Genomic DNA, 14,571 nt, shown 5'->3' on the forward strand with positions numbered 1-14,571 from the left:
GGTATAGCCAGACGCGATACGGCAACCGTTCTAGATGGCGTCGTCGTCTGCCGACACTCGCGAAGCCAGCAATGGCGACTGCTCAGCAACTTCCATCAGCCCCTCCCAAGGAAGCGGCGGGGTGAAGAATTTCACAAGGTAGTCGATAAACATCCGGATCTTTGTAGATACGTGATGTGTTGGCGGATAGATCGCGGCTATCGTATAAGGGGGTTGCACGGTGCCAGGGGGCAGCGCCGGGATAAGCGTTCCTTCGCGCAGCTCCTTGGCTACGAGGAACATCGGCATTGATACGATCCCCACCCCCGCACCGCCATATCTCTCATTGCTTCGCCATTGTTCGTGACGATTCGACTACGCATGGTGACCGATACGGGCTTCCCACCGGCCCTTTCGCTTTCGAAATCCCAGATGCGATTGGCGTGAACGTAGGCGTAATCGATGCAGGTGTGCTCGGTGAGTTCGGCGACACTCTTTGGAAGCCCGTGTGCCTTTGCATAGCTCGGACTACAGCAGACGAGCCGCGTACATTCGCAAAGCTTGCGCGCCTTCAGGCGAGAATCTTTCAGATGCCCTATGCGGATGCCAAGATCGTAACCGCCGTGAACGAGGTCAACGAGACGATCCTCATAATCGATGGCCATCTCCAATTCAGAATGGCGCCGCGCAAATTCTGCAATCAACGGACCGAGATACATGATACCAAACGACATTGGTGCCGTGATGCGGAGCTGCCCTTGCAGGGGCCTCTGCCCTTTTGCTGACAGGCTTTCTGCTGTTTCATTGATCTCGTGCAGCAGCGGGACAATGCGCTCGTGGAAAGCCTCGCCATTTTCTGTCGGTCGAACCTGACGGGTCGACCGCCGAAAAAGCTCGACGCCCAAAGCGTGCTCCAGATCACTGATACGCTTGCTGACGACAGACTTAGATAGATTCATGCGCTCGGCGGCGGCCGTGATGCTGCCAGCCTCCATCACGCGAACAAACGCCAGGATATCGTCGAAACGCCATCGCATCGTTCTACCGTATCGAACAATAACTTCGATGGGAAGCCCCGCGGCCTGCTTGCGCGGCCGCATTATTCATGCCAGGTGACACCACCCTCGAGGTGCGGACCATCAATGGCATTCCCCTCTACAATGCGGACGCTCCACATCAAGAGACGCGAGCTGCCAGCCCTTCTCCGCGACGTACATCTTGAGAGTCGCTGCGGTACCGGCGCCGAGCGAGGCGAACAAGAGGTTGAAGGGCGGCGGGCCTGCACCTGTCCTCCCATGTTTTGGGCTAATACATGTCGCCCAAAAGTGCGCAGCGGTTTTGAGCGACACGCATAAAAGCAGTGACCTAAAGCGTGTCGCATGCGTCCGATGAACGCGACGCGCTTTACAGTGCCCGCGCGTCCAATCGGACGCGCCAAGGCCGCTGTAGCACTTTGATTTGCTGCATGATTTATCCTTAAATCGATTCCGATTTAAGGATAAATCATGCAGCGTTTGCGATCGGTACGCTTCAGCCAACCAACAAGCGTGAATGCTTGCCGAGCAGTACGCGCAACAGGAAGATGATCACTAGGCAGCTGAGCAATCCGAGACAGAAGATGATGGCTCCTCCGCCGATCAAGTTCCAGGTCGAATCCGGTGATGCAACAACAGCGGACGCGATCCGAAGACAGATGCGAAAAACGAAGCCGTGCAGCAGATAAAGTCCGAAAGCACTCAATGCGACCAGATCCAAAGTGCGTGCAACCACCAGGGGAAGGTCCTTGCACCGTCGCCAAAGCCAGATCAGGATGAGAGCGCCAAGAGCGAGCTTTTGGACAAAATGTACGCTCTCCCGCAGCGATGTCGGCCCCCATTTGTCTATGCCATGAGTGTATAGGAACCAGAGTAAAGCCGTCGTGATAGCCGCAACAACGCCGAGCAGCGGCAGATATCGGGCGATCGCGCCCAAACGTCCCTCCACGTCCTCACCCATGTACAGGCCGATGACGTAGGTGCCGGTGAAGAAGATGCACGTGGCGATCGTGACGTCGGTTCCTGTCCGAGAGAAAAAGAGCGGCAAGGTAACGGCCGCAATTAGCATCGGGTATCTCGCGGCAGTGGTAAGCAGCCGATGAAGGATCGGACTGAGCGCGTAGAGCAGTACAACCACCGGGATATACCAATAGGTGTTTTGAGCTTCGCCCCAAAGAACGTTGTAGGAAAGAAACTTTGTGAGCGCGATTAAATCGTGGATGCCCTCAACGCCGTTCCATCTGAAGAATAGTAGCGTCGAGAACAGCATAGACATCACGATATATGGCACGACGACTCTTAGGAATCGCTGCTTGTAAAACAGAAAGGTGGGTCTCTTTGAAAGACGCGTTGAATAAATTATTCCGGATATTATCGCCAAATACATCGTCGTGTCATGAAACAGAATGTCGTTCACGATTAAGAAGCGATTCGACGGAGGAACTTGCTCGTCAAAGCCCCGCAGCATGAAGACACGACATGCATGCAGAACGAGAATCTGAAGAATTGCCACTGCACGAAAATAGTGGATGTAGACGAGATGGCCACTCGTCAAGAGCGTAGCATGCAGTTCAACCGCGGAATCACTGGGTTTTGTGATCAGGTCGACCAACGCCTGGCATCCTGAGTGAGTTGCAGCCGAAACTTCACATTCCCACCAAGATTTGTAAATATATCCAACGGTCTAGTAAGGGTGGCGTAAGTTATTAGCCTCGTACGCGGACAATCGTTCGAGGCTACATTCTTTACATGGCAAGGGCATTCTGGATGCTTTTTTGGGTATTGTAGTTTTTTCTACTGGATGCAGAAAAAAACGGCCCATGCCTTTGGCACAGACCGACAACAGAGGTCATCCTATTTACTATAATAGGAGTTTACGGGAGCCGGCTGCTCCGCGCCACGGACTTTAGTCTTATAAGACGGACGCAAGGGTCTTAGAATCTGCCAGCCCCTAACTGAAATGTGGAAGGACTGTAAGCTGGTCCTATTTGGCCAGCGGTCTCGACAAACCTCCGTTACCTGCCTCAGCCTTTCTCAGATCTCGCCTCCACGAAAGCATGGCGAGAAACGGGTGATGGAAGAACAGGTGACGCCTGTCAGAGGCTCATGAAAGCGCCGTAGCAATTCAAAGTGCTACAGCGACTTTGTGCGGCTGAAAAGACGCAGGTAGCCGACGTTGGGCCGAGTCTGTCACTCGGCGCGCTCGCGCTCTTTCTCGACGGCATGGACTAGGGAGTGAACCACCACGGCATAGAACAACAATCCCGAAGCCGATCCGAGCACGCGCCCCCGCATGAGCTGCAGAAGGCCGATCCCTCCCAGAGCCGAGGACAACATAGGGCTCCCCAGGAGGCGGTGCGCTGCGTAAGAATGCCAGAAGAATTCGCTTGCAGGGCCCAATGTTCGCCTTCGCAAGACCTGCAAAAGACCGAACCCGAGAAGCCCCGCGCCAGCCGCCTTGAGAAGACCGGTGTGACCCACGGGTTTCAGCGCGCGCACGACGGCGCGGTTGCTGAGTGTGCCGGGTCGCTCGGCACGAAGCTCGAAGATACGGCGGGCCGCGGCGTCGTCGCGGAGCGCGTCGATATCACTCGAGTGCCATATGGTGATACTACCTGTCTGATGGTTCGTCTTCAGCTCGGCGATAACGCCGTTGTCGGCGAGATCCCGCGCGACGCCCTGGAAGAATGATGCATCGCCACGCTTGGAAGGAACTTTCAGGCGCACGCGCCCGGGTGACTCATGTTCAAGGAAGGCGATCGGCAGCATGTCGTCCATCTCCCCCAAAGGGTGACCAACACGGATGTATCAGGGTATCGTTAGACACCCACGCCTGACCACGGGCAGCGATCCACGCCCGAACGAACATTATAGCAGCTGTTGCCATGCTTGTTGATTCTGTGGTTGTCGGGTGTTGAAAAGTTTTCTACGGCGCCGCTCGTCCAATCGGACGTGCAAAGGTCGCTGTAGGCTGAGCCCCGGCAGCGCGTCGATCAGAGAGGTTATGCCATGGCACCGGATCGCATTCGATCACTTGATACCCCAACCCCGGCTTCAGGCACCCTACCGCCGCCTCGTTCCGAAGATTTCCTGCGGCGGCGCCTCAAGCGCAATCGCACCCTGGCGACATCGCTTCTTGTCACCATGGGCGCCGTCTTTGTCGGAACACATTTCGTTGCCGACCCCGGCTTCGCCACAAGGCTGCTTCGCGCCACGGCCGAGGCGGGAATTGTCGGCGGGCTTGCCGATTGGTTCGCGGTGACGGCGCTTTTTCGGCACCCGTTGGGCATTCCCATTCCGCACACGGCCATTATCCCGAACAGCAAGGAGCGCATCGGGCAGACCCTTGGCCGTTTCATTGAACGTCACTTCCTGACCCAGGAAGTGTTGCTGCGCAAGCTCAAGAGCGCCAACGCGGCGCAGCGTTTTGCGAGATGGCTGTCGACCCCGGAGACTGCACCGGTCATCGCAAACGCCGTCGTCGCAGCGATGCCCTACCTCGTTCGCTCTCTTGATAGTCACGACCTGCGCGAGTTCGTCCGGCGCACGCTCGGCAGGCAGCTCCGGCAAACAGATATCGCGCCCGTCATGGGCCGCGTGATTCACATGGTTACCGCAAGCGGCGAAGCGGATGTCCTGTTCGAACGCGTCCTGGGCGTCGCCGCCCAGTGGCTCGAAGACAACCGCGACCAGATCTACCTTCTGGTTCAGCAACGCAGTCGCTGGTGGATCCCGAAGACCATAAACCGGAAAATTGCCGACGCGATCATCACCGGCTGTGCCGATCTCCTCAACGACCTCAGGGAGCCGGAGAGCGAGGTGCGATTTAAGTTTCGCGAGGCGCTCGCCCATCTGATCAATGAGCTCATCAATTCCCCGGAGCAGCGCAAGCAGATCAACGCGTCCAAAAATCGTATCCTCGAGCATCCGGATGTTCAGGCCTGGGTCGCCGCCGTTTGGCAAGAGACCTCGCGAGTGATGCTCGAAGACCTGTCGCAGCCAACCTCGAAAGCACGCGCGGCCGTTGAGAAGATCTGCATGCTCATCGGCAAGACGCTTGCGACCGACCAGGCCATGCTGAAACATATGGACGCGTTTCTGGAGGAACTCGCCGTATATCTGGTCTCCTGGCGTCACGAGATCGGCAAGTTTGTGACGGAAGTCGTCAGAAGCTGGGACAGTCCGACGCTCGTGGAGCGCCTGGAACTCGTCGTCGGCAGCGATCTCCAGTACATCCGCATGAACGGCACCATCGTCGGCGCCCTCGCCGGCAGCCTTATCTTTCTCACCTCTCAATTGATCGGGTAGCCGCATTCTTCGTGCGGAGCGGCTACTGCATGGCTGCTCAAATCGGATGCGACAGCAACCTTTGCGCGTCCGATCACAATACGCGACGGCAGCTCAATTGGTATTTCGCCTGGAACGAGGGCAGGAGGAGATGCATTGCCGTACCCAACCAACGAGGCAGAAGCTGGCTGCTGTCGTGTACTGTGGCATCCGATTGAACGCGCGGCGCTAAAGGCCATTCCGACTGTAGTCATACTGTCATGCTCGCGGCCTATATGGACCGCAACGCGGACCCCATGTGGGGCTGGAAATTCCGGAACACGATGAGCAGACGAGCAATGCCGAGCAGAAATTATGCCCAGATCATCCATCGCGCACGGGGGCGAGTGCGCATCAGGATCCCGGCACGACGACATCACGCAGCGTACTTCAACGAACTTCGGGCAAATCTCCTAGCCTGCGAAGGCGTTCTCGCCGTCCAGGTCAACCCACTCACCGCAACGGTTCTGATCGAGCATAACGAACCGTGTGACGTGACCGCCCTGAACCACGGGCTCGATCTCGCAAATGCCCGACCTGAACCCGTCTGCGAGCGCCAGACGCTGCCGCCTGTCGCGCGGATCGATGCACACATTCGCACGCTGTCAGGGGGCGAAATGGATCTCGGCGCGCTGATCGTAAAGGTCGCGCTGGCGTTGATCTCGCGCCAGCCGGGAGGTCTGATGGTCGAACTGGGTGTCAAGGCAGCAACCCGCTCTGCGCTCTGGCTCGCGGGCCCCGCAGCCACGCCTGTCGCACCGGCCGGCCTGGAAATTGCGGAGCAACGCCTTCCCGCCGCGGCGTAGTTGTTTCGATCCACCCCATCAATAACGCCGTCTTGAAGGGAACCCGCGAAAATGCCGCGCGCCTACAGGGCCGCGCGTCCAATCGGACGCGCTAAGGTCGCTGTAACAATTTGAATGGCTGCATGATCCTTAAATCGATTCCGATTTAAGGATCATGCAGTAGCCGGTCGCGGTGCCGCAACCCCCTGCCCTCATTCGTGTTCTCGTCACAGGAAAGAGGGCGAAAAGCATCCCCAAACCAATTGAGCTGCTGTCATGTGATGTGGCGTCTGGTTACTTCGCACCATGCGGACGTAGCCATGACACGTTGGCCGGCGCCTCCAACAGCCTGGGGCGGGACTCATTGGCAGGCGCCATTGGCGCTCGCGTGAAGGTGAGCGGCGCGCTCGCATGGCTCGTGCTGGCGCTGAGAGCCGACTTGCGCACCTCGGCGATTGCAAACGGAAGCGTTCCGCCGGCGAGCATGATGCCTGCATCAAGGATGCCGAGCGGTGCGAGGCCGAGCAGTCTGCGGATGCCGGGCACGAACAAGGCAGCCGACTGCGCCGCCACCGAACCGGCCAGAATGCCCGTGAGTGCCGGGTTGGCGGGGCTGGATCCGCGATCGAAAACACTACGCGTGGACGAGCGGCAGGTGATCGCATGGAGCAGTTGGGCCGTCACCAGAGCGCCGAAGGTCATGGTCCGCACGATCGGCGAAGCAGTCCCATAGCGCATCGCGCCGTAGAGGCCTGCCGCCATGGCGCCTGAGCCGAGCAGCGCCGCCTCGCTGGTGAGCGAGGCGAGATTCTGGACTCCAGGCAGGGCTTTGTCCGCGACCATGGGCCCGTCCTGCATGCCGGCGGCTTCCGGCGGCTCCATCGCGAGACCGAGTCCCGGCAGCACGTCGGAGATGAGATTGATCCACAGGAGTTGCATCGGCGAGAGGACCTCGCCAAGGCCCACGGCCATGCCACACAGCATGACGAGGACCTCGCTGAAATTCGTGCTGAAGAGATAGTGTATCGCCTTGCGGATATTCGTGAAGGTGGTGCGGCCTCTCTCGATTGCCGGAATGAGGCCGCCCAGATCATCCGTGGCGAGATAGACGTCCGCCGTCTCGCGTGCCGCTGCGTACGGGTCCCGACCCAAAGCGATACCGACATCGGCTGCGCGCAGCGCCGGACTGTCGTTGATACCGTCGCCGATCATCGCCACCGTGGCTCCCGATTGCTGCAGGGCACGAATGATCTTGAGCTTCTGTGCGGGGCCGACGCGCGAGAAGGCCTGCGCCCGGCGCGCCGCAACCGCCAATTCGGCCTCCGTCATGCGGTCAACGTCGACGGCGTCGACAATGTCAATGTCTCCCGTCCCGTTCAGGCCGACCTTATGGGCGACGGCTCGGGCCGTCGCCCGCTGATCGCCGGTCAGAATGATCGTCTGGAGTCCGGCCCGATGAAGCTCCGCCATCAGCGATTTCAAACCCGGGCGGACGGGATCGGCCAGGCCGGCGAGGCCAACCCATGTCAGTTCCGCAACCGCCGGTTCGTCTTGCGTTTCGTCGCCAACATCGCGATAGGCAAAACCGAGAACCCGCAGCGCGCGATCCGCCAGTTCGGCGTTGATTCCCTCGATCCGGTCGCGGCGCTCCGGCGTCAGAGGCCTGCGCCCACCGCCGGCCAGTCCCTCCCACCGGCAGCGATCGAGAACTTCGAGAGGGCTTCCTTTCACGGCGAGAAGCAGGCGACCGTTGTTGGCATGCGCGCTCGCCATAAAACGGTAGGTTTCGGTGCGTTGCTGCAGAGACACCTTCGGGAACCCTCGACGCAATGCGGCAACGTCAATTTCACTGTCGATCGCTGCCTGGACGAGCGCCTTCTCGGTAGCCGAACCGTTGAGGATACTGTCGCCTTCGTCTGCCTCGACCTCCGCCTCGCTGCAGAGACAGCCGATCGTGAGCAGCCTTCTCAAGCAGTCGTTTCCGTTTGGGTGCGCCACGGCATCATCATGGCCGTCGAGCCGACTGCCCTCTCCAGCCTGGTAAATCTGGTCTCCGCAGACGGCGACTTCCACGGACATGCGGCCGAAGGTCAGGGTGCCGGTCTTGTCGAAGCAGGCGACCTGCACGGCTGCCATCGGCTCCACAGCTTCGAGCCGGCGCACGAGAATATTGCGTCGTCGCAGGTCCTCGACACCGAGCGCGAGTGTCGTAACAGCGAGCACGGGCAGACCCTCTGGAACCGCGGCCACGACAAGGGACAAGGCCGATCGGGCGGCTTGGTAGAGCGCGATCCCGCGCAACCAGCCGATGCCGACAATGAGTCCGCCCGCATAGAGCGTCAGCCATCCGAGTTGTCGCCCCAGTTCGCCCATTTGCCGCTGCATGGGTGTTTGCGGCGCCAAGGTTGCGCCGACGAGCTGTTGAACTCTTCCGATCTCGGTCCGCGCGCCCGTCGCCACAACAATGGCTGTGCCGCTCCCGCCCGTCACCACCGTGCCGCGGTAGACCATACTGGTCCGCTCCGCGAGCGGAAGCGTCACGGCTACGGGCGCATCGGATTTGCGGACCGGCATGCTCTCGCCGGTCAATCCCGCCTCGCTGACGGTCAGTCCGCGCACGGCGGACAGGCGCGCGTCGGCCGGCACCACCATGCCGCGCTCCAGCATCAGAACATCGCCCGGGACAAGCGTCTCCGCCGCCACCTCGTGCGGATCGCCATCGCGAATTACTCTCGCGGCCTGCGGCGCCGGCAGGTTCAGGCTCTGGATGATCCGCTCGGTTCCGGTCTCGGTCCTGTAGCCAATGGCGGCGTTCACCCCCATCACCGCCAAAATCGCCCCGACCTCGAGCAAGGCTCCGGTGACGAGGGAGACGACCGCCGCACCGGCCAGCAGCGCGACGGGTACGCTATCGAACTGGGCGAGAAAGATGCCGAGGTTGGAGCGCGTTGGAAGCGCTGGTAGAGCGTTGCTTCCCGCAGCCACCAGGCGCTCCCGCGCCTCGTCTTCGGATAATCCACGTGTGCGGGACGTCGCTAGGTCGGTCGCTACCGCTTCCGTGTCCAGATGGTGCCAGCCCTTTTTGTCACGGGAATCGTCGTCGGACGGCCCGATGCCGCTTTGCAGGAGCTCGATGATCCGCCCGATGATCGCCTCGAGTGGCGTGGCTGGATCGTAATGAACGAGCAGATTGCCGGTGAGCGGACTCGCCGCGGCACCGGAAACGCCGCCAATCGCAGGGAGAGTACGCTCGAGAAATCTCTGAACCTGGTTGCTTTCCACGAGCGCATCGATATGAAGACGCGCTCTCCCGGGTGCCGCGGCGTGCACCAGCCGGATGGAGACAGGCGTTGGCGCAACGGCATCGGCAACGGCCACACCTTGCGGCTGATCCTGAAGGTCGCCTTGGCGACCGTGTGCGCCGCCGCTGCTCGACCCGGGCCTTTCGCGCCTGCGTGGCCCACCTGTTGCCATTTGGGGCATACGACCGTCCCTCGCCGGCAGCTTCTCTAGCACCGCGCGTCTTATCGGATGGGCGCTGTAGCAAGTTGAATTGCTGCATGTCGGTGAACCGGCTACGATTCAAGAAACATGCGGCAGGCTGCCGGCGATGTGGTGATTACGTGTCTGTCTCTGCTTTTCGCCGTTACGATGTTGATTTCGCCGCCGGACGTTTAGCGGGCTCCGTCCCACCGTTGGGACTCCCCATTTCGGCACGCGCTTCAGCCACGAGATCTTCGTAGCCTTCGCCGAGTTCAGCCGCAGCAATCCGGCCCTGATCATAGGCAACCAGGCCGGCCTTGATGACGGCCTTGATCATCGGTCTTGCTATGGGAACAACGATCGGCGCGAGCATCAGTGCGCCAACGCCGACGGCAACGCTGGTGAGGACGTTACCTTTCAATGCGTCTTCGAGTAAAGCCATGTCAGGTCTCCCTTTCCGCCCCCTCTAACGCTTCGATGGTAATCGCTGACGAGACAAGCCTCCCTATCGGCAAATCTGCCGAGCCAGCATCAGCCCAAATGATCTTCCCCCCTTCGGAGCAGGACATTCTCCGCGGCAGCCCCCCAAACGCATGCGCCGGCTGCCTGTCATCAAAGTATCACAATTGTTATTGTCATAATAAAGGAAAACCCACCGTACCGCTGTCAATTTCCTGGCTTTTTCCCAGAGCGGGCCCCCTTCGGCTCGCATGCGGGCGAGTCCTCCGAGACCCTCCCTCCGACTGCCGAGTAACTTTCGGAAGGTGAGCGCGACGATGCTCGCCTTCTGGATTGGGGCCTCGCTGCTCCGCCTTCTGCCGGCTGGGCTGGCGTGCTCTGGACCGCGGCCACAGTTGCGAAGGCTACGGTTGCGCCTGCCTTCGAGTAGGAGGCTGCGCTAGTGACTTTATCGTCAGGACACTCCGGTTCGCAGGAACCATTGCCTGCGTGTACGGTTAGGCCCGCATTGACCGCAGAGTTGAGGCAATGAACGAAAACTGGGGAGAAGCCGTCATCGTCCAATTGGGCGAGCGAGTCGAGATCGTCTGGACGCCAGCTCATGCGGTTCGCCTGCTCAATGAGCATTGGACCATCGAACAGGGAGCCGCTTACCTGACCGCGCTCAATCAGTGCACCGATGCAATGTTCGGCATCTATCCGTGGGAGCAGGCCCGCGCATCCTTCATTGCCGCTGTCGAGGAGGCCAAAATCAAGAAGCTGCGCTGACATCATTCGTTCGCCTCGCTTACCCCCCCAAAGCCCCGCAATTTTATGTTGTGGCAAATGAAAAATCTGATTTACTGCCACTTCGCTGCTTGGCTTTTGAGGGGGATATGGCCGATGGAGTGGACGCGCAGGGATATTGTGCTTGGTGGGTTGGCGTCACTTGGGACCGTAACGATCCAGAAACCCACACTCGCAGCGGCGTCTTCCTATTTTTCCGGCACCGCCGTCGACAATGGTGTGACGTACCGAAGCACCAACTTTGCCAAGATCGACAAGAAGTGGCGCCGCCAGGTTGTCAAATATTTCAGCAGTGAGCCGATCGGCACAGTCGTTGTCGATACCAGGCACCATTTTCTCTACCTGATCATGGAGAACAAGACCGCCATCCGCTACGGCGTCGGTGTCGGCCGCGAGGGCTTCAAATGGTATGGCCGCGCCACGATCGATCGGAAGTCGCTCTGGCCACGCTGGACGCCGCCGCCAGAGATGCGTGAGCGCCACCCCGAACTGCCTGAATCGGTCGAGGGAGGCTCGCCGAAGAATCCGCTTGGCCCGCGCGCCATGTACCTGCTTCGCGATGGTGTAGATACCGGCTATCGCTTGCATGGGACGCTGGAGCCGGGCAGCATCGGCAGGGATGCCTCCAGCGGTTGCATCCGCATGTTCAACGAAGATGCAATCGATCTTTATCAGCGCTGCCCCATCGGCACCGCGGTGCAAGTGCTGCCGCACATTGCCGACCAGGCCGAAAGTGCCGCTGAGGTCAGCCAGGCAACTGCGGTCGAATGAGGCCCGGTCGAATGAGGAATATCACGCTGATGTCTGCTTTGACCGGATGCACGAGGCTGCTCGCCGCCGCGGCCATGCTTCTGACGCTCGCCGCCTGCAACACCACCACTGAAATCGCCGCGTTGGAAGAGCCGACCGCGGCGCCGATCACCGGACAGACCAACGATCCGGCGCCCGGTTTCGAAAATGTCGTGGCCGGCAGCGAAGAGGACTTCATCCTGAATGTCGGCCGGCGGACCTACTTCACGAAGGACTCGTCCGCGCTCGATTCCGTCGCCATGGCGACGTTGGACAAGCAAGCCATCTGGCTCAACAGCAACCCGCGTTGGCTGGTCAAGCTGCAGGGATTTGCCGACGATTCCGGGTCCGCGTCAAACATGGAAACGCTGTCGCAGAAACGCGCCGACGCGGTGATGGCCTATCTCGTCTCGAAGGGCGTAGATGCCAACCGCCTGTGGGCCAAGGGTTACGGCAACGACCGCGAGGTTCGTGACTGCACGGACCGCTCCTGCCAGGTTCAGAATCGGCGCGTCGTCTCCAACCTGCGCACCGAGCGCGACGCGCTCTGATCGCGGGATGCTTTGCGGCTATCTTGCTTGACAGCGCCGGCTGAAGAGCGGAAAACACCCCGCATGGGGTTGCGATCACCCCACGAGGCGACAGCCGAAGCATCGCGTCCGATCAACCGCTAGACGGAGGACGCGCCATGCCGTCACTTCTCGAAATTTCATCCGAAAAGCTTGCCCGCCTTATCGGCACCCCGAAATGCCCGGCTCTTATCGATGTGCGCACCGACGAGGATTTCGCAGCCGATCCGCGGCTGGTCCCCGGCTCGGTCCGGCGCGATTACCGCGAATTGCAGCTCTGGATCGATGACCTCTACGGTCAGTCGGTGATTGTCATCTGCCATCGCGGCAAGAAGCTCAGTCACGGCATTGCCGCCTGGCTCCGCCACGCCGGCATTAAAGCCGATGTGCTCGAGGGCGGCTTCGAAGCCTGGGCCGGGTCCGGATACCCGGCGGTTCCCGCCTCCGTCTTGCCCAAGCGCGATGAACAGGGGCGCACCGTCTGGGTGACACGATCGCGGCCGAAGATCGACCGGATTGCCTGCCCTTGGCTCATCCGACGCTTCATCGATCCCAACGCGGTGTTCCTGTTCGTTGCCCCATCGGAAGTCGAGGCGGTCGCGGATCGCTTCCAGGCGACGCCGTTCGACATCGACGCCCCGATCCGCTTGAGCCATCGCGGCGAACTCTGTACGTTCGATGTGATGGTTGAGGAGTTCGGGCTTGCGACGGATCCCCTGCTCCACCTTGCAACGATTGTGCGCGGCGCCGACACGGCGCGCCTGGACCTCTCACCGCAAGCTCCCGGCCTTCTTGCCGCATCGCTCGGCCTGTCGCGTATGTACGCGGACGACAATGAACAACTTGAGGCAGGCCTGCTTCTTTACGACGCGTTTTACCGCTGGTGCCGCGACGCCACCGACGAAACGCACAACTGGCCGAAAAAGGGAGCGTGATGTTGACCGGGATTCTGCGAAACACCAGCCCCGCATCTGAGCACCAGTTGAGCCACGGTATTTCCTTCTCCGAGGCGCTCCGCGTCTGGGCGCGCGTGGCTGCCTTGAGCTTCGGCGGCCCCGCCGGGCAGATTGCGATAATGCATCGCATCATCGTCGAGGAGAAGTGCTGGATCGGCGAAACGCGGTTCCTGCACGCGCTCAATTACTGCACGCTGCTGCCGGGGCCGGAGGCGCAGCAGCTTGCGATCTATATCGGCTGGCTCCTGCACAAGACCAAGGGCGGGCTGGTCGCCGGGACCCTTTTCGTGCTTCCCGGCGCCGTCGCCATCATGGCGTTAAGCTGGATCTACGCCATCTTCGGAAATGTCGGAGCCGTCCAGGCGCTGTTCTTCGGATTGAAGGCCGCGGTTCTGGCAATCGTGCTCGAGGCGGTCATTCGCATCGGCCGGCGGGCGCTCAAGAACAACGTCATGCTGGCGCTCGCCGCCGGGGCATTCATCGCGCTTTTCCTGTTCCGTGCCCCCTTCCCCATGGTCGTGCTGGCCGCGGGCGTCATCGGCTATTTTGGCGGCCGGGCCGGCTGGGCGGCGTTTCTTGCGAGCAATGGCCACGGCAAGGTCGGCGGCAGACAGGTCGCCGACGTCGACAGCGCACTTGGCGAAGAGATTCCGCCCCACGCCCGCCCACCGATGAGCTGGCCGCTCAAGGTCGCCGCGGTCGGACTGCTGCTCTGGGGCGGGCCCGTTTTCGCCCTGTTGGTATTTCTGGGACAGGGCAACGTCTTCACGGACATCTCGATCTTCTTTTCCAAGATGGCCATGGTCACCTTCGGCGGCGCCTACGCCGTTCTCTCCTACGTCGCCCAGCAGGCGGTCGAGCACTATCATTGGCTGAAGCCCGGCGAGATGCTTGACGGTCTCGGCATGGCGGAGACAACGCCCGGCCCGCTGATCATGGTGACGCAGTTCGTTGGGTTCATGGGCGCTTACCGGGAGCCGGGTTCCCTCAATCCTTTGCTTGCCGGCACGTTGGGTGGACTGCTGACGACCTGGGTGACCTTCGTGCCCTGCTTTCTCTGGATTTTCCTTGGCGCACCCTTCATGGAGACGATGCGCAGCAACAAGGCTCTGTCGGCCGCACTGGCCGCGATCACGGCCGCGGTCGTCGGCGTCATCCTCAACCTGGCGGTCTGGTTCGCCTTGCACGTGCTGTTTCGCGAACTCTATGAAGCGCATTGGCTCGGCATGACGATCGACGTTCCGGTCCTGAGTTCCGTCAACGTGGCATCGCTGATCCTGACGCTCGCGGCGATGGTCGCAGTGTTCCGCTTCAACATAGGCATGCTGACGGTCTTGGCCGGCTCTTCCCTCACCGGCCTCTTCTGTGGATTGCTGATGGGGTGGGTTTAGAGCGGAGCTACTCC

11 protein-coding genes and 1 pseudogene are annotated in these 14,571 nt (G+C 60.7%); 7 read left to right on the plus strand and 5 right to left on the minus strand.

Going from position 1 to position 14,571, the window contains the following annotated elements:
* Positions 1-30 precede the first annotated feature (30 nt).
* From GHK62_RS31085 to GHK62_RS31095, 3 genes and pseudogenes are all read right to left on the minus strand, one after another.
* Positions 31-1,079, minus strand: a pseudogene (locus tag GHK62_RS31085) (LysR family transcriptional regulator).
* 430 nt (positions 1,080-1,509) lie between these two features.
* Positions 1,510-2,625, minus strand: a complete 1,116-nt coding sequence (locus GHK62_RS31090; protein ID WP_153442802.1) for an acyltransferase family protein — start codon at positions 2,623-2,625, stop codon at positions 1,510-1,512.
* Between the two features lie 578 nt (positions 2,626-3,203).
* Positions 3,204-3,782, minus strand: a complete 579-nt coding sequence (locus GHK62_RS31095) for a hypothetical protein (protein ID WP_153442800.1) — start codon at positions 3,780-3,782, stop codon at positions 3,204-3,206.
* 240 nt (positions 3,783-4,022) lie between these two features.
* Between GHK62_RS31095 and GHK62_RS31100 the strand changes: the two genes are divergently transcribed.
* Both GHK62_RS31100 and GHK62_RS31105 read left to right on the plus strand, forming a co-directional pair.
* Positions 4,023-5,321 carry a DUF445 domain-containing protein gene (locus GHK62_RS31100; protein ID WP_153442797.1) on the plus strand — a complete coding sequence of 433 codons (1,299 nt, stop codon included), beginning with the start codon at positions 4,023-4,025 and terminating at the stop codon, positions 5,319-5,321.
* 317 nt (positions 5,322-5,638) lie between these two features.
* Positions 5,639-6,145, plus strand: a complete 507-nt coding sequence (locus GHK62_RS31105) for a hypothetical protein (protein WP_153442794.1) — start codon at positions 5,639-5,641, stop codon at positions 6,143-6,145.
* 273 nt (positions 6,146-6,418) lie between these two features.
* On the opposite strand, the gene GHK62_RS31110 is transcribed toward GHK62_RS31105, so the two are convergent.
* Positions 6,419-9,607, minus strand: coding sequence for a cation-translocating P-type ATPase (locus tag GHK62_RS31110; RefSeq protein WP_153442791.1), 3,189 nt, complete (start codon positions 9,605-9,607; stop codon positions 6,419-6,421).
* 163 nt (positions 9,608-9,770) lie between these two features.
* On the minus strand, positions 9,771-10,049 hold the full coding sequence (locus GHK62_RS31115) for a DUF5132 domain-containing protein (RefSeq protein WP_153442789.1): 279 nt from the start codon (positions 10,047-10,049) through the stop codon (positions 9,771-9,773).
* Positions 10,050-10,594: 545 nt separating this feature from the next.
* Here GHK62_RS31115 and GHK62_RS31120 point away from each other — a divergent pair.
* From GHK62_RS31120 to chrA, 5 genes are all read left to right on the plus strand, one after another.
* Complete coding sequence (locus tag GHK62_RS31120) at positions 10,595-10,834, plus strand: DUF982 domain-containing protein (protein WP_153442787.1); 240 nt, start codon at positions 10,595-10,597, stop codon at positions 10,832-10,834.
* A 114-nt stretch (positions 10,835-10,948) separates the two neighbouring features.
* Positions 10,949-11,623, plus strand: a complete 675-nt coding sequence (locus GHK62_RS31125) for a L,D-transpeptidase (RefSeq protein ID WP_153442785.1) — start codon at positions 10,949-10,951, stop codon at positions 11,621-11,623.
* An 11-nt stretch (positions 11,624-11,634) separates the two neighbouring features.
* A complete protein-coding gene (locus GHK62_RS31130) occupies positions 11,635-12,192 on the plus strand; it encodes an OmpA family protein (protein WP_167528411.1) in 558 nt (185 codons plus the stop codon).
* A 137-nt stretch (positions 12,193-12,329) separates the two neighbouring features.
* Entirely contained in the window at positions 12,330-13,145 is an 816-nt protein-coding gene (locus GHK62_RS31135; protein ID WP_153442781.1) for a chromate resistance protein ChrB domain-containing protein, read from the plus strand.
* A complete protein-coding gene (gene chrA / locus GHK62_RS31140) occupies positions 13,145-14,557 on the plus strand; it encodes a chromate efflux transporter (RefSeq protein ID WP_153442779.1) in 1,413 nt (470 codons plus the stop codon). The genes GHK62_RS31135 and chrA overlap by 1 nt, the downstream gene beginning before the upstream one ends.
* The last annotated feature ends 14 nt before the right edge of the window (positions 14,558-14,571 follow it).

Origin of the sequence: Sinorhizobium terangae, from assembly GCF_009601505.1 — a bacterium.
Classification (GTDB): domain Bacteria; phylum Pseudomonadota; class Alphaproteobacteria; order Rhizobiales; family Rhizobiaceae; genus Sinorhizobium; species Sinorhizobium terangae.

Excerpts from the sequence above, each read along its gene's own strand:
- GHK62_RS31095 (WP_153442800.1), bottom strand. The coding sequence starts at position 3,782 with ATGCTGCCGATCGCCTTCCTTGAACATGAGTCACCCGGGCGCGTGCGC.
- GHK62_RS31100 (WP_153442797.1), top strand. The coding sequence starts at position 4,023 with ATGGCACCGGATCGCATTCGATCACTTGATACCCCAACCCCGGCTTCA.
- GHK62_RS31105 (WP_153442794.1), top strand. The coding sequence starts at position 5,639 with ATGCCGAGCAGAAATTATGCCCAGATCATCCATCGCGCACGGGGGCGA.
- GHK62_RS31110 (WP_153442791.1), bottom strand. The coding sequence starts at position 9,607 with ATGCCCCAAATGGCAACAGGTGGGCCACGCAGGCGCGAAAGGCCCGGG.
- GHK62_RS31115 (WP_153442789.1), bottom strand. The coding sequence starts at position 10,049 with ATGGCTTTACTCGAAGACGCATTGAAAGGTAACGTCCTCACCAGCGTT.
- GHK62_RS31120 (WP_153442787.1), top strand. The coding sequence starts at position 10,595 with ATGAACGAAAACTGGGGAGAAGCCGTCATCGTCCAATTGGGCGAGCGA.
- GHK62_RS31125 (WP_153442785.1), top strand. The coding sequence starts at position 10,949 with ATGGAGTGGACGCGCAGGGATATTGTGCTTGGTGGGTTGGCGTCACTT.
- GHK62_RS31130 (WP_167528411.1), top strand. The coding sequence starts at position 11,635 with ATGAGGAATATCACGCTGATGTCTGCTTTGACCGGATGCACGAGGCTG.
- GHK62_RS31135 (WP_153442781.1), top strand. The coding sequence starts at position 12,330 with ATGCCGTCACTTCTCGAAATTTCATCCGAAAAGCTTGCCCGCCTTATC.
- chrA (WP_153442779.1), top strand. The coding sequence starts at position 13,145 with ATGTTGACCGGGATTCTGCGAAACACCAGCCCCGCATCTGAGCACCAG.